The organism is Pseudoalteromonas piscicida, from assembly GCF_000238315.3.
Taxonomy (GTDB): Bacteria; Pseudomonadota; Gammaproteobacteria; order Enterobacterales; family Alteromonadaceae; genus Pseudoalteromonas; species Pseudoalteromonas piscicida.
The window spans coordinates 2,386,871-2,406,239 of sequence record NZ_CP011924.1 but is presented as its reverse complement, the minus strand read 5'-3'; the positions used below and the strand labels follow the sequence as shown (position 1 = coordinate 2,406,239).

16 protein-coding genes are annotated in these 19,369 nt (G+C 44.1%); 8 read left to right on the top strand and 8 right to left on the bottom strand.

Annotation, left to right across the window (positions count from 1 at the left end; all coding sequences use genetic code 11):
- Positions 1–3: 3 nt before the first annotated feature.
- Complete coding sequence (locus PPIS_RS11090) at positions 4–987, top strand: general secretion pathway protein GspB (protein ID WP_010374653.1); 984 nt, start codon at positions 4–6, stop codon at positions 985–987.
- A gap of 2 nt (positions 988–989) precedes the next feature.
- Here the strand turns inward: PPIS_RS11090 and PPIS_RS11085 are convergent, their stop codons facing one another.
- Entirely contained in the window at positions 990–2,201 is a 1,212-nt protein-coding gene (locus PPIS_RS11085; RefSeq protein WP_010374655.1) for a cyclic di-GMP phosphodiesterase, read from the bottom strand.
- Positions 2,202–2,329: 128 nt separating this feature from the next.
- Between PPIS_RS11085 and PPIS_RS11080 the strand changes: the two genes are divergently transcribed.
- A complete protein-coding gene (locus tag PPIS_RS11080) occupies positions 2,330–3,643 on the top strand; it encodes a M20 metallopeptidase family protein (protein WP_010374657.1) in 1,314 nt (437 codons plus the stop codon).
- 61 nt (positions 3,644–3,704) lie between these two features.
- Here the strand turns inward: PPIS_RS11080 and PPIS_RS11075 are convergent, their stop codons facing one another.
- The gene (locus tag PPIS_RS11075) at positions 3,705–5,045 is read right to left on the bottom strand and encodes a peptidoglycan DD-metalloendopeptidase family protein (RefSeq protein ID WP_010374659.1); all 1,341 of its coding nucleotides are present in this window, start codon (positions 5,043–5,045) and stop codon (positions 3,705–3,707) included.
- Positions 5,046–5,196: 151 nt separating this feature from the next.
- On the opposite strand from PPIS_RS11075, the gene tyrS reads away from it, so the two are divergent.
- Positions 5,197–6,396: a tyrosine--tRNA ligase gene (gene tyrS / locus PPIS_RS11070; RefSeq protein WP_010374661.1), complete on the top strand. Its 1,200-nt coding sequence runs from the start codon at positions 5,197–5,199 to the stop codon at positions 6,394–6,396.
- Between the two features lie 301 nt (positions 6,397–6,697).
- Entirely contained in the window at positions 6,698–6,949 is a 252-nt protein-coding gene (locus PPIS_RS11065) for a DUF1289 domain-containing protein (protein WP_010374663.1), read from the top strand.
- Here the strand turns inward: PPIS_RS11065 and PPIS_RS11060 are convergent.
- Positions 6,933–7,622: a type 2 periplasmic-binding domain-containing protein gene (locus PPIS_RS11060; protein ID WP_010374665.1), complete on the bottom strand. Its 690-nt coding sequence runs from the start codon at positions 7,620–7,622 to the stop codon at positions 6,933–6,935. The genes PPIS_RS11065 and PPIS_RS11060 overlap by 17 nt on opposite strands.
- A 170-nt stretch (positions 7,623–7,792) precedes the next feature.
- Between PPIS_RS11060 and PPIS_RS11055 the strand changes: the two genes are divergently transcribed.
- Genes PPIS_RS11055 through PPIS_RS11045 form a run of 3 tightly spaced genes read left to right on the top strand, consistent with a single transcriptional unit; the run spans position 7,793 to position 12,907 of the window.
- The gene (locus tag PPIS_RS11055) at positions 7,793–7,996 is read left to right on the top strand and encodes a DUF3283 family protein (protein WP_010374667.1); all 204 of its coding nucleotides are present in this window, start codon (positions 7,793–7,795) and stop codon (positions 7,994–7,996) included.
- A complete protein-coding gene (locus PPIS_RS11050; RefSeq protein WP_010374669.1) occupies positions 7,996–8,421 on the top strand; it encodes a GNAT family N-acetyltransferase in 426 nt (141 codons plus the stop codon). The genes PPIS_RS11055 and PPIS_RS11050 overlap by 1 nt, the downstream gene beginning before the upstream one ends.
- A 19-nt stretch (positions 8,422–8,440) precedes the next feature.
- Positions 8,441–12,907, top strand: coding sequence for an EAL domain-containing protein (locus PPIS_RS11045; RefSeq protein WP_026345587.1), 4,467 nt, complete (start codon positions 8,441–8,443; stop codon positions 12,905–12,907).
- A 9-nt stretch (positions 12,908–12,916) separates the two neighbouring features.
- Here PPIS_RS11045 and PPIS_RS11040 read toward each other — a convergent pair whose 3' ends face one another.
- Together PPIS_RS11040 and PPIS_RS11035 are read right to left on the bottom strand one after the other, a co-directional pair.
- Positions 12,917–13,864, bottom strand: coding sequence for an ion transporter (locus PPIS_RS11040; protein WP_010374674.1), 948 nt, complete (start codon positions 13,862–13,864; stop codon positions 12,917–12,919).
- A 32-nt stretch (positions 13,865–13,896) separates the two neighbouring features.
- Positions 13,897–16,566, bottom strand: coding sequence for a bifunctional acetate--CoA ligase family protein/GNAT family N-acetyltransferase (locus PPIS_RS11035; RefSeq protein ID WP_010374676.1), 2,670 nt, complete (start codon positions 16,564–16,566; stop codon positions 13,897–13,899).
- A 145-nt stretch (positions 16,567–16,711) separates the two neighbouring features.
- On the opposite strand from PPIS_RS11035, the gene PPIS_RS11030 reads away from it, so the two are divergent.
- A complete protein-coding gene (locus PPIS_RS11030) occupies positions 16,712–17,422 on the top strand; it encodes an SIMPL domain-containing protein (protein WP_010374677.1) in 711 nt (236 codons plus the stop codon).
- Positions 17,423–17,506: 84 nt separating this feature from the next.
- Here PPIS_RS11030 and PPIS_RS11025 read toward each other — a convergent pair whose 3' ends face one another.
- From PPIS_RS11025 to PPIS_RS11015, 3 genes are all read right to left on the bottom strand, one after another.
- The gene (locus PPIS_RS11025; protein WP_010374680.1) at positions 17,507–17,989 is read right to left on the bottom strand and encodes a LabA-like NYN domain-containing protein; all 483 of its coding nucleotides are present in this window, start codon (positions 17,987–17,989) and stop codon (positions 17,507–17,509) included.
- A gap of 40 nt (positions 17,990–18,029) precedes the next feature.
- Positions 18,030–18,719, bottom strand: coding sequence for a hypothetical protein (locus PPIS_RS11020; protein WP_010374681.1), 690 nt, complete (start codon positions 18,717–18,719; stop codon positions 18,030–18,032).
- 73 nt (positions 18,720–18,792) lie between these two features.
- Positions 18,793–19,305 (bottom strand): NUDIX hydrolase, encoded by a 513-nt coding sequence (locus PPIS_RS11015; RefSeq protein WP_010374683.1) that lies wholly within the window; start codon positions 19,303–19,305, stop codon positions 18,793–18,795.
- Positions 19,306–19,369 lie beyond the last annotated feature (64 nt).

Genomic DNA, 19,369 nt, shown 5'->3' with positions numbered 1-19,369 from the left:
AACATGTCGTATTTAACAAGTGCAATGAAACAGTCGCAACAAGGCGCAGATGCAGAGCAGGATTATTTGAGTCAACGTCAAGACGCCCAACTCATTTTCTATAAAAAGCTCGTTACCTATGCCGGTGCGGGTCTCTTGTCTCTGTCTTCACTTGGGGCGGGCTATTATATTGGTAAGATAACGACCCCCGCGGAAGTGCAACCAGCAGCAACGTCTAAAGTGGAGCCGAAAAAAGAAGAGCAAGCTGAGCTTTCTACAGATCTTGCGGTGGAGAATAATCAGCAGGTGAAAAAGGCTAATGTTGCTAGTCAAGAAGTGAGTACACCAACCACTACTTCAGCGACAAACAACACTGTTAATCCTAATCTAGCGGCGCAAACTGCTGAGCCTGAGCAGCATTTCCAGTGGGTGTCTGTGCAAATTGGTGTTGATAACCAAGGCAAGCCCTTATATCAACAACAATTGGTACCGGTAGATTCTGTTAAAGCTGTAGCAGTTGTTCCAGCCCCTGTCCCTACATCGGATGCCATTCAACCTAATCAAGTTACTCAAGACTTATCTCCCGGAGAAATCCAAACGGCTGGTGAATATGCGGGTTATCGCGTATTTGGTGCTAAGCCAAAACCACAAGATGATGAACTTGCCGGGGTATCAGAAGAACTTAAAAAAGCCTTTGCTGAGGCGGTAAAAGAAACGGCACCGCATGAAGAGCCTGAGGTGCTTTCTACGACTAAGGACTCTGCTTCAGCTACGCCCATCGCGCTGCTGCCTGCCCAATTGCAAAATAGTATTCCAAGCTTACGTTATCAAGCGCATATTTATGCTACCGACTCTCATGAGCGGTGGATAAAAATAAACAATAGGCCTTTATATGAGGGGGATAGTCTAGGTGCTTTGACCGTTGTAGAAATTACACCAGAGCAAACACGTTTTGATTTCGACGGTATTGAATTCAGCCTCGAAGCAATGGAGGACTGGCTGCCTTAATATCAAGGCAGCATTGAGTGTTTAAAAAACCGGATAAGATCAAGCTTGAATTCTTCAGGCTTGATCGCTGACTCTAGCTCATCGTTTGCTTTTTTCGCGCTTAAATCTATATCTTGAACTTCAATGTAATGCATGTGCTTAGCGTGATAAAACACTTTCACGACGGGCTTTAAAGGTGTTTTGGGGTTACTTTGGGCAATAACACCGACCTTACCACTAGTGAGTTTTACTAAGGTGCCTACAGGGTATACGCCAATGCAAGCAATAAACCGGCTTAGGAGTTGTTCGTCAAAATGGTGAGGGCAGCCTTCACGCATTAACTTAAAAGCTTTAATTGGTGTCATGCCCTCTTTATAGACGCGCTCGGCGGTCAATGCGTCATACACATCTACAATAGCGGCCATTCTCACATGCTGTGGTAGTTCGTCAGCGGTTTTGCCATAAGGATACCCTGTGCCATCTAGGCGCTCGTGGTGATAACCCGCAATTTCGCATGCAACTCGTCCAAGACCCGCATTGAGCAAAATATCAAAGCTATATTTTGCGTGTGATTTCATAATGCCGTATTCATCTAAGCTCAACTTTCCAGGCTTATGTAAAATATCGTCGGGAATTTCTATCTTACCAATGTCATGGAGTAGCGCCCCTGTGGTCATCTCTTCGGTTAATTCTCTAGAGTAGCCAAGGTGCTTACAGAAAATAGCTATTAAGATAGAAACATTAATAGAGTGCTCCAATAGATAGGCGTCTTTTTCTCTGATCCGAGCAATGCAGGAAAGCGCATCTTGATTGCGAAATACGGAGTCAATAAAGCCGCTCGCTGTTGCTTTAAAAGCCTCTATTTCTATCGTTTTACCTGCTTTAATATCCGCAAACGCTTTGCTTTGAATTGCCTTTGCTTCGTCGTAAAGTGTCACTGCGTGTTGCATTTCTGCGTCAACACTACACTTGGTTTGCCAAGGGTCATGCTCTGGTTTATGCGGCTCTTCTATATTTTCATCATGAGGAGGTTCATCGTGAGGGTCGTGTTCTGAAAGGCGCTTACTGGGATCAACCGTTACCTCTAAAACACCACTCTTTTGTAGCTTTGTAATGCTTGTTTTCGTTCTCACCCAGCCCTTGGTTTTAATCGCAACTGAGCCTGTCTGCTTTGTCACACCGACAACAAACATACCTGGCTCTAAATCACTGATATTAATATTAATCTCTGGCATGAGGATTCCTTTAGTTGTGTCTTTAAGCGTAGCAAAACTTGGTAAAATAGAAAGGATTAAAATATAAATATGATTGATTTTCCCCCAATAAACCCGCATCCTGAAAGAAACAAAAAGGAGTCTATCTTATGCGCTTATCTCCCTTGGCATTAGGTCTCATTGCCACTTTGTCTTGGCATGCGAATGCTAATTTGAAACAACAAGTTGCAGAGTCTATGCCTGAACTTGAATCTTTGTACCTACATTTACATCAAAACCCTGAGCTTTCGTATAAAGAAGAAAAAACAGCAGGGCGTTTGGCGGATGAAATGCGCAGACTTGGTTATGACGTGACTGAAAATGTGGGTGGCTTTGGTGTTGTTGGCATGCTGAAAAATGGTGATGGTCCAACGGTGATGATCCGAGCCGATACCGATGGTTTGCCAATTATTGAAGAAACAGGAAAGTCGTACGCGTCAAAAGTTAAAGTGAAAGATGATGCGGGGAATTTGGTTGGTGTGATGCACGGTTGTGGTCACGACATCCATATGACCAGTTTAATCGGTACAGCAAAACAGCTAATGGCTAACAAGGAAAAGTGGCAAGGTACATTGATGTTAGTTGCTCAACCCGCTGAAGAAGTGGGTGGCGGCGCAAAAGCCATGTTAAAGGAAGGGCTATATACTCAATTTGCTAAACCCGATCATGTTATTGGTTTGCATGTAAGTGCTGCTGTTCCTGCCGGTAAAGTGGCGATCGCACCGGGTTATGCACTGGCTAATGTTGACTCAGTTGACATCATTGTCAAGGGTAAAGGGGGGCATGGAGCCTATCCACATACTACCATCGACCCTGTGGTACTGGCATCGCGGATTGTTTTGGGGCTACAGACCATTACATCACGAGAGATCTCTCCGTTAGAGCCGTCGGTGATCACAGTAGGCTCTATTCACGGTGGTTCTAAGCACAACATTATTTCAAACGAAGTGAAGCTACAATTGACGCTACGTTCTTATAATCCCAATGTACGTGAGCAACAAATTGCGGCGATCAAACGCCTGACTGCAGGCATTGCACACAGTGCAGGGTTGGAGGACAGTCTTGTGCCTGAGGTTATCGTTCATGAAAGCGAAAGCATTCCATCTACGTATAATAATCCGGAGTTGGCTGAGTTTGTAACTAGCGCCATTAAGCAGGAAATTGGTGCAGAAAATGTTGAACAATCTCAGCCGGTGATGGCTGGTGAAGATTTCGGCTTATATGGCCGTACGGATGACAATGTACCAATTACCATTTTTTGGCTAGGTGGTGTTAATCAAGCGGTATTCGATGCAGCACAAAAAAGCGGTGAGCCTTTACCTTCATTGCATTCTAGTAAATTTGCGCCAGATTATCCTATTGCCATCGCAACTGGAGTAAGAGCGATGAGCAATAGTGCACTTGCTTTGTTTAATCAAAAATAAGCTTTATCTAGCATTTTTATCTCGCATAGTAAAAAGGTAGCCTCGGCTACCTTTTTAGTTTTTAGTCTTTATTTGCTGCTGCAAGCATTAACTCTCTATTGCGCTCTAGTTTTACCAGCATCGCATCTGCAATGGGTTTGAACTTAGCGAGCTCAGACTGAGGTAATGGCTCAGACTTCGGCAGTTTTACCGTTTTAGGATTTCGGTGTACGCCGTTCACCAAAAACTCATAATGAAGGTGAGGACCTGTCACGCGGCCAGTTGAGCCGACAGTACCAATTTTCTGTCCTTGCTTCACTTTTTGACCTGTCTTCACTGCACGTTTATTCAAGTGTAAGTACTTAGTCACATACTTGCTACCGTGCTGAATAAACACATAGTTACCATTGAGTTTATTGTAACCTGACTTGAGTACTTTACCGTTACCAGAGGAAACCACCGGCGTGCCTACGCGTGCCGCATAGTCTATACCATTGTGAGACGATACTCGGCCAGTCACAGGGTGAAGACGACGCGGATTGAAGCTGGAGCTGATATATTTGAAGTTAACTGGTGCTCTTAAGAAGGCTTTTTTCATGCTACGGCCTTCAGGGGTATAGAACTCGTCATCAGTATGACGAACCGCGCTGTAACGCTCGCCTTGGTTAATGAATTCTGCGGCAATAATTTTACCATTACCGATTTCTTCACCGTCTACATAGTGCTTCTCAAACACTAATGCGAAAGAGTCGCCCTTACGAATATCATTTGCAAAGTCGACATCCCAACCAAAAATATCGGCGAAGTTCATTATTTGACGTTCGCTAAGGCCCGCTGAAATACCGGCGCTCCAGAAGCTGGAACTGATCTCGCCACCCGCTGATTTTTCGCGACTTTCGATTTCTTTGCTTTCGATTTTGGTTTCGTAACTACCCTCGTCGTTTAGGGTGACCAATAAGGTATCCGTTTTTGACAAGATGTATTTTAATTGAGCTAATTCACCACCATCATTGCTAGCAAAGCTAAGCACTTCTCCCGGGTGGATTTTAGTCAGCTTACGGGTTTCTGCGTTGGTATTGACCAGATTGTGTAACGTTTTGGCAGAATAACCTGCGCGTTTAAAAATCACGGCTAGGCTGTCGCCAGACTTCACTTCGTGGTCTTTAAATTCAAATACAGGTTGCTTAGGGGCAGACTCAGGCGTGATGACTGGCGCTGCATCTAATTCAGTAAGTTGCTCTGTTTTTTCTGATATTTTTACTGGCAACTCGTAACGTTTCCCAACTTCTAAAGCTTTTCCGTCATTGTCTTTTGAAGCCGTTGCTTTTTCAGAGGGGATCAGGGCAATTCCGACCATCGCAGATAGGAAGCCGATGATGAGCACTTTGTGCTTTTTGGGGAGCTTATGAACCACATGAACCATAATGCGCCTTTTCTGCTGTCAAGAATTATTGTAGATAATATTGCAGGATATACGTAATAAACCCGTAATACCAGCGTTTTGTGCATTTAAACTCGGATAAATATAGGCTAGAATCGAGCGATTACAAGTTATAGCTGTTGGAGTGAGAATAGTGGATTTAGAAACTGCATTTGCAGAGATTAGCCGTGGTGCAGAAGAAATTCTGTTGCAGGATGAATTAAAAGAAAAGCTGAAGTCAGGTAAAAAACTACGTATTAAAGCGGGTTTCGATCCAACAGCGCCTGATTTGCATTTAGGACACACAGTGCTAATCAATAAAATGAAAACCTTTCAAGACTTAGGCCATGAGGTGATTTTCTTGATTGGTGATTTCACCGGTATGATTGGCGACCCAACGGGCAAAAATGTAACTCGTAAGCCACTCACTCGTGAAGATGTACTGGCAAATGCAGAAACATACAAAGAACAGGTTTTCAAAATCCTTGATCCTGCCAAAACCACAGTTGCATTCAACTCTGAGTGGATGGAAAAGCTTGGCACAGCTGGTATGATCAAGCTTGCTGCACGTCAAACTGTGGCACGTATGCTTGAGCGCGACGACTTTAAAAAGCGTTATGCAAATGGTCAAGCAATCGCAATCCACGAATTTTTATATCCACTGGTTCAAGGTTGGGACTCGGTTGCACTAGAGGCAGATGTTGAGCTGGGTGGTACCGATCAGCGCTTCAACCTATTAATGGGTCGTGAGCTACAAAAAGACGAAAGGCAAAAACCGCAAACAGTACTGATGATGCCGCTACTTGAAGGCACCGACGGTGTGCAGAAAATGTCTAAGTCATTAGGTAACTACATCGGTATTACTGATGCGCCAAACGACATGTTCGGTAAAGTGATGTCGATTTCTGACGATTTAATGTGGCGTTACTACGAGTTGCTAAGTGCGAAAACATTGGATGATATCGCTGCACTTAAAGAAGAAGTTGTGGGTGGCCGTAACCCTCGTGACATTAAGATTGAATTTGCAAAAGAAATGATTGCTCGATTCCACAGTGAAGCTGACGCTGAAGCGGCACATCAAGACTTTATCAAGCGTTTCCAAAAAAATGCCTTACCTGATGAGATCCCTGAAGTCACCGTAACTATTGAGGGCGAAAGCACGTTTATCACTAACTTGCTAAAAGAAGCGGGTTTAGTGGCAAGTACTTCAGAGGCGATGCGCATGATCAAGCAAGGCGCAGTAAAACTTAACGGCGAAGACAAAGTTACGGATACTAAATTAGAAGTTACCAAAGGTTCTTGCGAAATCTATCAAGTAGGTAAGCGTAAGTTTGCGAAAGTAACGGTAAACTAAATTAGTTTGCCTACACTTCATCTTAAAAAGGCTAGCGAGTGACTAGCCTTTTTAATTTGAGATATAAAAGAGCGGTTATCGCTCTTTTTCAAGACAAGTCAATTCCTGCTTCAATTTCGCTTATTCCCAAGCAAACTTTATTCTTAATTAAGCTGCAAAAATCGCCTTCAAACGTTGATTGATTTTGATCATGAACGTTATTTGAGTGTTGTTGAATGCAAGCAAGCTTATCAGAATTACACCTTGGCAGAGTTTCCCCTAGCCAGTATGCTTAGGTTAGGGTTAGTGGTGTAGCACATACATGGAACAAATTGAGATATTCGAGATCCCAAGTCCGTGTAAGGGGATCTGTCAGGTAAATAATCGCGGTTATTGTAAAGGTTGCTATCGCAGTCGCGAGGAGCGCTTTGAGTGGAATAATTTGAATAACGAGCAAGAGCGTAAAGTTATCTCGTTGTGTCAGCAACGTTATAAAAGGTACCTGCAACGAAAGTCAAAATCAGAGCATATGGATGATGATCAAAAAGGGGAAAACTTCAAATTTGATATTTAGCTTTAAGCATTTTTATTATTCCTTGTCGCTCAAACTCCTCTAACTTTGCTTTGATAAGTGGAACTAGCTGTTCGTTACGCTTATGTACAAAGTGGAAACTTTCAACAACGGCTAAGTTTTTTATCTGCAATGTTTCTTCATTTATGTTCTTTAGATGTGGCTTTAAGTGAAAGTCGAGTATCAATGCGCCTTCAACCTGTTTCTGCATGACTAAGTTAAGCTGTGCCACCGCGCTTTTAACGCCAATAACATAGGCTGTGGTATGGTGTTCAGCCAAATAAGTAGTTGCGACGGGATAGCCGCTGCGGACCGTTAATGATTTGATTTCGTTAAGCTCGCAGTGAGCACATAGGGTGAATAACTGTAAATTAAACTGAAATAAGGGATAGTCAATACGGCGCAGGTTTGGATACTCATTCTCCACACTGGCAACTCGAGCTAGCTGTCCGTCTAAGTTTCCTGCGTTGGCTGCAATTAAAGAGCCTTTATGATTAAACTCCTCAAGGCGTAACTCTATTCCGAGAGATTGATAAACCATTTCCATCAGCTCTATCACATAGAGCGCTTGTGGAGTTTGCGGTGGTTTATTGAAGCGCATAACTTTTGGCAGTTCATTAGTAGCGTGTGCAACAGTTGAAATAATCATTAGTAAACACAGTAATACGGTTTTCAATCCAACTCCTTCGGTGGGTCACTCAGCGATTTTCATGCATTTAAGTATACATAATTTTTACAATAAAGGGCACGCTATCGCGCTTTAATCAAAACTAGATTTTGCTGCAATAGACAGACAGCCTTGTGATACACTTGAGCTTTCCTTTGCTTAAAATTGAATGATGCGTAATGAGCTATAACCTGTGTTTACTACCTAGACAAGAAAAATACCAAATTCAACTTGAGTATGAGGCGTCGTTTTGGGCCTACCAAATAAAACGGGGCAAAAAAAGTAGAGAAGCGATTTATGACACCATCAATCAAAGGCCGTTGTCTGAGCAGGACACGCTAAAGCAAAAGTTTGAGTATTACCTGAGTCTAATGCTTGCTTGATGCTGACAATTGAATTGCTCCCAGCCGTAATGACGCCGCTTGTGAATAAGTTTTATGCAGCAAACAAAGCGCGGGGGCGAGCAGCAAAACACGACAAAGTGTGGGTTGCAAAAAATAGCAATGAAATTATCGCGGCTTGTCGTTTGCAACCGGTAGACGGATATTGGTTGCTGGTGGGCGTTTATGTTGCATCACAACATAGAAAACAAGGCATTGCGAAGAAACTAATTGAAGCTGTGATTGCACAGTTTCGTAGTCAGCAGCCACAGCAGATAATTTATACTTTTGCTTACTGTCATCTTCATGACTTTTACAGCGCACTTGGGTTTCAAAGCAATTCACGAGAGCTACCACCTGAACTTGCTTCTCGCTTATCTAGTTATCTTGGACAAAATCGTCAACTCGTGGCAATGTATTACGTCTAGTTAACAACCTCGGCTTTTTATGTTTCGCCTGTGTTTTATATTTTGCATTTGCCTATTTACTGCATTGGTAAATGCTGCACAAATTTCTCGACTTTCTCCCGCGGAAGGATTATCACAAAGTTACGTAAATACGTTGCTCATAGATGAGCAGGGCTATTTGTGGCTTTCTACCGAAGGAGGACTTAACCGTTACGACGGTTACCAAGTGCTGGATGTGAATGGGCCAGATGGTGTGCTTGATAAAGTGCAAGTGAATTATATTTATCAGGACAACCTTGGTGGCATTTGGATCACCACGGGGATCGCGGGATTATTGCGATACGACCCGATGAAAGACGAGTATAGAAAGTACATAGAACCCCCCTCCACAGAGGACGAGTTTTATTCCAATTTGGTCAATATCGTTTTGACCAAAGATGATGACCATATGTGGGTTGTGCGCACCAATGATGTTGCTATCCTCAATATCCATACAGGCAAACTTGAGAGTGAAGTGACTTTACCGCTAGATGAAGAAAGCGGTTTTATACGTGCTGTTTATCAACATCAAGACATCTTGTTTATCGCCACTTCAGAGCGCTTGTTTGCATATCATTTAACAACGAAAAAACTAAGACCCCTTGACCACCTTGCTCCCATTGCACATCCCTATCAAACAAATACTAAATCACTATTTATTTTAGACCAAGATACCTTGCTCGTGGGAGCGGTTCAGGGGATGTACGAGCTAGATATTTCTCAACTCCTAAAAGATTTTGACGCAGAGGTACCGTTTAAAACGCTACTTCCTGAGCTAAACATATGGAAAATGCTCAGACATGATGAACACACCTTGCTACTTGGTACCGATAAAGGTCTTGTTTATTACACGATTGAAGATGGTAATGCGGTTCGTGATAAGCGCTTGTCTACAAGCGTTTTTTTACCATCAAATACCAGCGTTATCGATATTGTCAAAGACAACTATGGTGGGCTTTGGGTTGCGACCAAAGAAGATGGCGCATTTTACTTACCAGACAGCACGCTGGCGTTTGATAACGTTAGCGATCTTACCGTTGAAGGTGAGGGTTTTTCTCACAGTAATGTTTGGGCAATGCATGAATCTAATCAGTTCTTGTGGCTAGCAACGAATGACGGCCTAACACGATATAATCCAAAAACCAGAGAGACCAAACAGTTTCTAAAGGGTTACTTAGGTGACGAAATTCTCTCAGAGTTTATTATCTGGAAGATTGCGGAGTATAACAATAAGCTTTGGCTAACAACCGTGAAAGGATTGTTTGTCTTTGACCCTATTACTCATGAAGTGACAAGACCCAAGGCTAATAACCCAGAAGATAAAGAGATACTGACCTCCTTTGTGAAAGGAGGGGAGTTGTTAGCTGACGGTAAGTTTTATTTCGTCAATAGTGACGTGGGGATGTTCGTTTATGATATTAATACAGCAGAGCTGACACATCTGACAAAGTCATTTGAAAATGTCGATCCGTTTCTTACTTATGGCTTCTACCCACCACTTCCAAACGAACCGCTTAAACCCCTTTACTACTACGCTGGTGTATTGCTGCAATATGATCCGCAGTTGGAAACGCTAACTGAGATCTATAAAGCGCCAAAGGCAAATAAGCATTTAGCGGTTGATATCACCACCTATACCATAGATAAAAATAATATCTTGTGGTTGTCGTTATCATCATTCGGCTTGATTGGTCTGACGCTAGACGGTTATGAGCCGATTTATAACATCGATTTAAAAGCCCATAAAATAGATACTTTGATGTATGAAATGCGCCAAGACAAAGAAGGAATGATTTGGATGTCATCTCACAAGGGAATTTGGCGTCTAGATCCGGATAATTTGCACTTACAACAATTCACCACCGAGGATGGCATACTTTCTAATGAATTTAATGGTGGTGCTTCCGTGATGTTGGAAGATGGTCGCATTGCGTATGGTATGTTAAAAGGGTTTGTGGTGTTTTCTCCTGATGACAATCGGCCTAAAAAGCCATTACTTGATCATGTTAATATCACCAGCGTGGATTTAATTTCTCGGCCAAATCAAAAAGCTGGATTAAAGCAATTTGATCACATTGAACTTGAACATGACGATATTGGACTCGAAGTGTCATTCTCTGCGATGGCATTTAGCTATCAGGATCGGATCATTTATGAGTATCAAATATCTGGTGGTCAGAAGATCTTGAGCCGCAATCAAAATCGTGTGGTATTTCCTAAACTTAATCCCGGTGAATATGCGTTAAAAGTGTGGGCCAAAGACCCATTAACGGGCGATTATACGCCGCCTGCAAAATTAACCATTAATGTAAACTATCCCGCGTGGCGTTCACCCGTTGCGATTGCTGGATATGTGTTTCTCACGCTCTTACTACTGTCTCTTTGGAGCTATCGAAAGTATCGTGTTGAGCAACTTATTCTTGCCGCTCATAAGGAAACACAAGACCGCGAAGCTAGGTTGAAAATGGCGCTAGAGGGAAGTAACTCCGGCGTATGGGAGTGGCATGCGGGTAGTACGTTAATCTATCAGCCTCGATTAGTTACGGAGCTCGACTACGAGCTTGAGAGTGTCGGCTTGGACGATTACCTGCAAAAGATACATCCCTCGGATAGAGCCATGTTCCGTTTACAGTGGCTTGAGTTCGTCACAACGAACAAAGGGTTTATCGACTGTACTTATCGATTAAAAGACAGCAAAGGCCAGTGGCGTTGGTATAAGGATTTTGGCAAGGTACTCGAGTGGGATGAAGGTAATCCCACACAAGTGGCTGGCACCTATACCAACTTAACGCGTGAACGTTTATTTGAAGAGCGTGCCGCATTATTTGGGGCTGCGTTTGAGCAGACCCGTGACTGGGTTATGATCTTAGACAAAAGACTACGTATCCAGGCTTGTAATCGTGCGATGCAAAATGCCTTTAACCTTGACTCTATCCCGTCATCAAGCACTGCGGTAAAACTTGGGATGTCGAGACAAAAGCGGATGATGTATTTACGCCAAACGTTGGCGTTGGCAGTACATCAGCACTTGAGTTCAGAGGAAGTCGTTAGTCTGCCTAATGGTGACGAAAGAGACGTATTGATTAAGATTAGTGCCGTGGCAAATGGTGATGGCGAACTATACAGTTATGTCGTGGTGCTAACCGATATTAGCCAACAAAAGCGTACTGAAAAAGAGCTATATCAGCTCGCTAACTACGATTTACAGACGAAGTTGCCGAATAAAGCGTTATTGATGGATAGAGTGCAGCATGCAATCAAGCAGTCGCAGGCTCAAGAGACACATTTTGCGTTATTGGTAATCAAATTCAATCGCTTACAGAATCTATACGATATTTATGGTGCAGACTTTGTGGCCGAGCTGCTTCCACTTCTTGCAACAAAGCTACGCTGTTGCTTCCGAGAATTAGACAGTTTAGTAACGGGGCATGATAAGTCGTTTTATGTGCTGATGGAGCATCTCGATAACCCTGAAAAGGTGCATCAATATGTAGAGTGTTTAGTTCACTCATTTAGCACACCTTTGGAGGCTGCTGGACATACTGTGCAGATGCAACCAACGATAGGTATTGCAATGTACCCGGATGATGCGTCCGACGCTTTTGAGCTCAATCAAGCGGCTAAGGCGGCCCTTGAGCATGTCAATGTACAACAAATTTCTAGTTATCAGTTTTTCCGCGAAGAGATGAATGGCAAGGTTAGACGTTCTCGTGAAGTCGAACAAGCGCTTATGCGAGCACTCAAAAATGGTGAATTTAGTAATCATTATCAGCCAATTGTCGATGTACAAAGCGATACCTTGCTTGGCTTTGAAGCGCTATTACGTTGGCCTGAAAATAGTGAGTTTTGCGCTCAGGAGTATGCGCTAGCAGCTGAACATGCAGGCGTAGTTACTGAGCTTACCCTGCAAACGTTATCTCGGGCATTGGTTGAATTGAGACACTGGCAAACCATTGAGCGCGATTTGTATATATCTATTAATCTATCTGCCATTGATTTTGAATCCTCGAGCTTGGTCGATAATATTCAACAAGCGCTGAGTCGCAGTAAAGTGTCTGGTCACTCAGTAGCTTTTGAGATAACGGAAACCGCATTGCTTTCTAACGTTGATAGCGCGGTGAAAGTGATGAAAGAAATAAAAGCACTAGGCTGTCGTATCTATATGGATGACTTTGGGACGGGGTACGCCTCTTTGACCTATCTGCAACAATTGCCTATTGATGTCATCAAGATAGATAAAAGCTTTGTACAACAAATTGCTGAGGATCCTGAAAGCTATTTAATCATTCGCTCATGTGTAAATTTAGCGCATGGACTGGGATTAAAATGTGTCGCTGAAGGGGTGGAAAACGACCTACAGTATCAGCGAATTAAAGCTGAGCAAGTTGATTATTATCAAGGCTATCGCTTCAGCTCGGCGATTAGTGGTGAACAGGTAGCGCAATTACTCTTTGAAACATCGCTGTAGCCTCTTTGGCTACAGCTTTTTACCGCAGTGGCGACAGTACATATGATGGACGCGTTGACTGCTCATTAGTTTAATTGCTTGGTTCGCTTCCAATTGGCTTAAGCCAAGCTCAATACGAAGCGCTTCTAAATGGGCTCTTTCACTTTTGTCGACATCGCCATCGACTAATGCATGCAGCACAGCCTCATTGAACGCATCTCGACGTTTGCGCATTTGGTCCGCAAAGCTTGAAGCCAAGAGGCCTGTGGGGATCGCGACCATACCCATACTGAGTAAAGTGATAAGACCACCAAAAAATTGCCCGAGCGGGGTGATTGGTACAACATCGCCGTAGCCCACGGTGGTTAGAGTGGCCATCGCCCACCACATGGCTTTGGGAATGGAGCCAAACTTATCCGGTTGCACATCGTGTTCAATAAGATAAATCCCGCAAGAGGCCATGATAAGCACCACACTCATAATGAAAAAGGCAGCAAGTAATGAGCTTGACTCTTCTTTAAATGCTGCGAGCAGCAACTGCATGGCTCGAGAGTAGCGCGTCAGCTTAAAGATCCTGAGTAATCGAATAACACGTAAAAAGCGCAGATCAAAAGTGATAAAGGCCATTAATATGGTTGGTAAAATAGCGATGAGATCAATCACCGCCAGCGGTGATATCAGATACTTTAGGCGCTTTTTCCAATTAGGTATATCCAAATGGCGGTAATCAAGTTTATCGACACAGCACCAAAATCTCAGTAAGTATTCGATGGCGAAGATGGTCACACTTACTAACTCTAGGGTTAGAAAATAGTGATGGTAAACTGTTGCTAAGTCGCGCTCAGATTCCAACACGATAGCGACGACATTGGTTAAAATCAGGGTGATGAGGAAGATATCAACTGCCCGCCCAAGTTTTCGATACTGCCCTGTAGCCTCGAGCACCGCAGCCGTTTTTTCTCTGATGTGAAGTTGCATCAAGTTGCCAGCATCCCTTATCTTTTTTGTGTTTAGTTTAAGTGTAACACCATCTGAATGGTGCCTTCCTCAAAATCTCGAGATACGGTAAATCCAAGCTTTTTGGCAAGTCCTATCATACCGCTGTTTTCTGGCAGGGTGATCCCCTCTATGCTTTGCACGCCCTGTTTACGACAGTGCTTTATAGCGGCTTCCATGAGTATGCGTCCAAGCCCAAGGCCTTGGCAATCTGAGCGTACCACTACGGCAAATTCAGCCACTTGGTTATCTGGGTCCATCAATACGCGTGATACTCCAAGCGTTTGGTAGCTAGATTTATTAGGCACAGTGACGATAAACGCCATTTCTCGGTCGTAATCAATCTGCGTCATTTTGGCGAGCTGTTTATGATTAAATTGTGGCAACTCACCAAAAAAGCGGCGATATCTATCTTCTTTACTTAAAGACTGGTCAAACTCTTGGTGCGCTCTTTCATCCTCAGGACGAATAGGTCTCAAGGTTGCGGGGCGGCCATCTTTTAACGTCACGGTTTTTACCAGCTCTCTGGGGTAAGGTCGGATGGCCAAGCGCTTACGGCCAGATACCGGCTCGTATCGTCTTAGCGTAATACTGGCGTCGAGCACCTGGAACTGACCCGAGCAGGCCAAAATAGGATTGAGCTCCATATCAATGATATCGGGTTGGTCGACTACCATTTGAGACACTCGAGTGAGTAGGGCGCATAGACGATATTTATCGACCTTTTCAGGTAGTGCTCGCTCTTTGATAAAGCCTTTATCATGGGCGGCTGCAATTAGGTACTTTGCAAGGTTCATATTCAGTGGCGGCAATGCCACCGCAGCTTGCGAGAAATTAAGCCCGGTGCCCGCTTCACCCAGTAAAATAACAGGGCCAACACCGGGTTCGGTTTTTACCGCTATCCGTAATTCTTGTCCACCAGCGCGTTTTGCCATGCGTTGCAAAGAGAAACCTTCTATTTCAGCTTCGGGTGCCGCCTCACGGATCCGTAGTAACATCGAAAATGCGGTTTGTTCTACTTCTTCGGCATCGTTGAGGTTGAGTGCAACCCCACCCACTTCCGATTTAGAGGGAATGTCATGACTTATCAGTTTAAGTGCAACGGGAAAGCCAAGCTGCTGAGCTTGCTCTTTCGCTTCTGAGGGGGTGAGTGCGATTTGCGTCTCTATACATTCTATATCGTAATTAGCCAGCACCTGAGAAGCCAAATGGGTCGCGAGTTTATTGGCACCTGAATTTAAAAAGTCATTGATTAAACGTTTGCTTTGCAGGTGTTGCAGCTGGCCTTCATCACTGTAGGACTCAGGTGTTTGCGTGAGATGTTTTTGGTTTCGACGGTAGCTCACCAAGTGCATAAAGGCGCCAACGGCACCTTCTGGGGTGCGATAAGTTGGGATCTTAGCATTTGCGCATACAAGCCTTGCGGCGTAGGCCGCTTCTTCACCCATAAAGTTTGTCATCACATAAGGGCGTGCCATTTTTGGAATTTTGGCTAGGGTCTGTGCAATGATCTCGGCATAAGCGGTACTTGGCGCAAGCGCTGAAGGAGTATGAATTATCAATAAGTTTTTGACTTCGTCAGCCTTTAATAAAATTTCTAGTGCTTGTTGGTAACGTTTTGGCGAGGAATCACCAAAAATATCTATAGGGTTACAAGCATGATCCGTTTGTGGGATCAGGGCGCTGAGCGCTTGCTTGGTCTGCTCGCTTAGCACCGCCAGTTTGCCTGAGTTCTGTAGTAAGGTATCGACGGCCATAATGCCTGGGCCGCCGCCATTGGTTAAAATGGTCAGCTGTTCTACTTGCAGCAATTTGGGGTGTAAAGCAAGGGTTTGAGTGGCAGCAAATAGTTCCCTAAGATCGTTTACCCTCAGCATACCAGCACGCTGGAACATAGTATCATAAACCGCGTCATCGGAGGTATTGCCGCCGGTGTGATTCAGCACAGCGATTGCGCCAGCCTTGGTTTTTCCGGTTTTTATGGCGATGACAGGCTTACTAAATGCAGCGGCTCGAGCTGCAGAAATAAAGCGCCTAACATCGTCGATATTATCAATGTAAAGCAAAATAGCTTGGGTTTTTGGATCCCGTCCAAGGAAATCAAGTAGTTCGTCGAAATCGATATCAAGGCAGTCCCCAACGGAAACAAAGTAAGAAAAGCCGATTTTTTTATGTTGTGCCCAGTCCAGTATGGTTGAACATACCGCCGCCGATTGTGAAATAAAAGCAAGCTTACCGGGCGCTGCAACGGTATGAGAAAAGCTGGCATTAATACCCAAGTGAGGAATGAGTAAACCGAGACAATTAGGACCAAGTAAAGTGACTTTCGCTATTTTGGCAGCTTCTTTTAATTGTTGTTTGTGCTGATTATCAAGCCCCGCCGCGATGATGATTGCATGTTGACAGCCAATATCACCAAGTTCATTGATGATTTGCACTAAGGTTTGTTTGTTGGTACAAATAACAGCGAGATCAGGGACTTTGGGGAGCTGCTTGATGGCGCTGTAGGCGAGCACCCCATGCACGGCGGTATGCTTTGGACTGACGGGCATAATGGGCCCTTTAAAGCCGCCTTGTAGCAAGTTACGCATTACGATAAAGCCGGCGCGATCAGGATTGTTAGAGGCGCCAATCACCGCGATGGATTGGGGGTTAAAAAATTGGCTAATACGCTTTACGCTCATACTGTTTCCTAGTTCAGCCGCAGCTCATAAGCACCACTCTACCATTTTGCTCGCGGTTTTCGAGTGCAATTAAGGTAGACTTTGATCTATCCCCTTAATAATTGTTTGAAAACTATGACTGAGGCGTAACGTTGAGGACAGAGATATGTCTACTATGAGTAAATATTTGGCTCCTGCAGCTTTGCTATCACTAGCGGTGGTAGTGAGCGGTTGGATGGTAAAATCGACCATTCTAGAAGTAAAAGGAATGGAGCGAACGGTAAGTGTAAAAGGCTTATCGGAAAAGGAAGTAACAGCAGACACGGTGATTTGGCCCGTATTTTATCGTGATGCAGATAACGATCTGGAAGCCTTGGTGGAGCGCACGGAAAAGAAAAATGCGGCGATCCGCGCGTTCTTAACCTTGCATGGCTTTGATGCTTCAGAGCTTTCGATATCAGCGCCTTCCATTACGGATAAATACGCCCAAGAGTACGGTCAAAACAATCAAGGGTTTCGCTATGTGGCAAAAGCCGGTGTGACTGTGTACTCCAATAATCCAGATAAAGTCTCGCAAGCACTAGGGCAGTTAAGTGAGCTGGCCAAACAAGGTATTGCTATCACCAAAGACGACTATCAAAATCGGGTTGAATATTTGTTTACTGGTCTTAATGATATTAAACCTGAAATGGTGCAAGAAGCCACACAAAAAGCTCGAGAAGTGGCGGTCAAATTTGCTAAAGATTCCGACTCTGTGCTTGGCAAAATAAAATCGGCAAGGCAAGGACAATTTAGTATTCGCGACAGAGACAGTAATACGCCACAGATAAAAATCGTGCGTGTTGTGACGAGCGTGGAATATTACTTATCGGATTAAAACGCGTGTATTGCACAACCAAGCAATCAAAAGTGACGAATTCGTCAACAAGCAAAGCCGCTGCTATCAAGGAGCTTTGCTTTTTTATTTCTTGCCAATCAACAATTCGTTTTCGATTGGTATAAACTCACTGGCGGCACGGATCAGTGAAGCGGCAGTAAGCTGCGGCACGCCGTAAACTTCGACTCGGGTATGGTATTTATCTCTGAGCTTATTCGCGAGTAAATCAAAATCACCATCGCCAGTAACTAGAATTATCACATCGGATCCTGACGCGCATTCCATGGCATCAATGGTAATGCCAACATCCCAATCACATTTTGCGGAGCCATCGGCACGTTGAATATAAGGCTTTAACTTCACCTCAAAGCCAATCGCTCGCAAGATATTTTGGAACTGTCTTTGCTTGTCGTCACCCCGTTCGCTGGAATAGGCAATGGCTTGATATACCTCGCGATTAGCCGTCGCTTTGCGCCAAAACGCATTATAGTCGAAGCCTGTTTGGTAGGCTTGCTTGGTGGTGTAATAAACATTTTGGGCGTCAACTAAAATGGTGACTTTTTCCATAATGGACTCTTCGCAATAGATTTGCTTTATGATAGCAAGATTAGCGTTTGTTTAGCCATTTACTCATTGCGGCGTCATAGGCTTTTTTAATGGCACCGCCATCGCAAGGGCGAGGCGCAGTACGCCAATTCTTATTTAATCCTTCCGGTGTAGGAATGCTTGGGTCGGGCCTAACTTCAGCGTAACACAGGCCATTTTCCCGGTAGACTGTGTATTGAGACGTAGACTCGAGTTGCTCTCTTTGCATGCTCGCAGCAGTGGTTTGATGCGTTTTAGGCACGGTGATCCGCTGCGGCTTTTCTTGGCTTTGGCTGAGTACAACGTCACTCGGAACGCGCTCTAAAAGTTGCTGACGAAATTGAGAGATTGCTTTGCGATGGTCTAATTTTTTAGGTTGCGTGACGACCGCTGCTTTGGTTATGTGCTTAGTTGTACTTTCAACCGTAGGCTTTTTTTGTTCTGCTTGCGCAGTTTTTAGTACTTCAACTGTATCGTCCGGCAGCGTCGGTTTTAACTCCTCTACTGGCTTATCTTCAGTTATCGTCGGTGTCTCAATACGCTCCATCTTGGGCTTGGCAGGCTCAATAACCAAATAGGTTTTCATTGCCTTAATTTCTACAGGCTTTGAGGGGATATAAATACTTTGCTGCAGATACCAGCCGAGCAGTAGATGCAGCACAATAGAGGCGATAATGGTGAAACTAATCAGGTTGTGTTGGAGCAGCCGCATTATTCTTATTAAATCCTTGAGTCATGCGGAGTTAGAGCTTAATAAAGACTTAATTGTTCCCTCAATAGGCAAATTAATCTGTGACTAATTGCGCGGAAATGTGTTTTAGCAAAGTGAGTTCACGTAAAACGGACATCCCTTTGTTATTTGCATCATTGAGTTTTGCTTCGTTATGCGCGATGGCTTGGTTTATGTTGATCCACACCGGCTTCATACCATTGGCGTGTTCATAATCCTCCATAGCTGGCGCATCAAATTCGCCACAAATCTCACAAACGTAGCAATAAGAAATAATATGCACATTGTCATGATCGGGTTTATACCAAGGGCGGTACTCTTCGTAGCGACCAAAAGGAGTCAAACCTGTGATGGATACGGCACCCGTTTCTTCTTTTAGCTCGCGCTCCAATGCCGCTTCTAAGCTTTCACCCTCGTCGACGCCGCCACCTGGCAAGGTGTAATCGTCATAACGTTTGGTGTAAAGCATAAGGATGTCGTTGTCTCTAAGGACAATGGCGCGAGTAGTTTTTCTGGTAAAGCAGCTACCTTGAAGTGGAGTGACTGGATTGTTGTTTAAGCTTTGCATGGGGGTTTTAACTTCGATCTAGGTAACAAAAATGGGTTTACAAAGCGATACGCCTGCATAAAAG

Bases quoted from the DNA above. Each gene is read 5' to 3' on its own strand.
- PPIS_RS11090 (WP_010374653.1), top strand. From the start codon at position 4: ATGTCGTATTTAACAAGTGCAATGAAACAGTCGCAACAAGGCGCAGAT.
- PPIS_RS11085 (WP_010374655.1), bottom strand. From the start codon at position 2,201: ATGCCAGAGATTAATATTAATATCAGTGATTTAGAGCCAGGTATGTTT.
- PPIS_RS11080 (WP_010374657.1), top strand. From the start codon at position 2,330: ATGCGCTTATCTCCCTTGGCATTAGGTCTCATTGCCACTTTGTCTTGG.
- PPIS_RS11075 (WP_010374659.1), bottom strand. From the start codon at position 5,045: ATGGTTCATGTGGTTCATAAGCTCCCCAAAAAGCACAAAGTGCTCATC.
- PPIS_RS11065 (WP_010374663.1), top strand. From the start codon at position 6,698: ATGGAACAAATTGAGATATTCGAGATCCCAAGTCCGTGTAAGGGGATC.
- PPIS_RS11055 (WP_010374667.1), top strand. From the start codon at position 7,793: ATGAGCTATAACCTGTGTTTACTACCTAGACAAGAAAAATACCAAATT.
- PPIS_RS11050 (WP_010374669.1), top strand. From the start codon at position 7,996: ATGCTGACAATTGAATTGCTCCCAGCCGTAATGACGCCGCTTGTGAAT.
- PPIS_RS11045 (WP_026345587.1), top strand. From the start codon at position 8,441: ATGTTTCGCCTGTGTTTTATATTTTGCATTTGCCTATTTACTGCATTG.
- PPIS_RS11040 (WP_010374674.1), bottom strand. From the start codon at position 13,864: ATGCAACTTCACATCAGAGAAAAAACGGCTGCGGTGCTCGAGGCTACA.
- PPIS_RS11035 (WP_010374676.1), bottom strand. From the start codon at position 16,566: ATGAGCGTAAAGCGTATTAGCCAATTTTTTAACCCCCAATCCATCGCG.
- PPIS_RS11030 (WP_010374677.1), top strand. From the start codon at position 16,712: ATGTCTACTATGAGTAAATATTTGGCTCCTGCAGCTTTGCTATCACTA.
- PPIS_RS11025 (WP_010374680.1), bottom strand. From the start codon at position 17,989: ATGGAAAAAGTCACCATTTTAGTTGACGCCCAAAATGTTTATTACACC.
- PPIS_RS11020 (WP_010374681.1), bottom strand. From the start codon at position 18,719: ATGCGGCTGCTCCAACACAACCTGATTAGTTTCACCATTATCGCCTCT.
- PPIS_RS11015 (WP_010374683.1), bottom strand. From the start codon at position 19,305: ATGCAAAGCTTAAACAACAATCCAGTCACTCCACTTCAAGGTAGCTGC.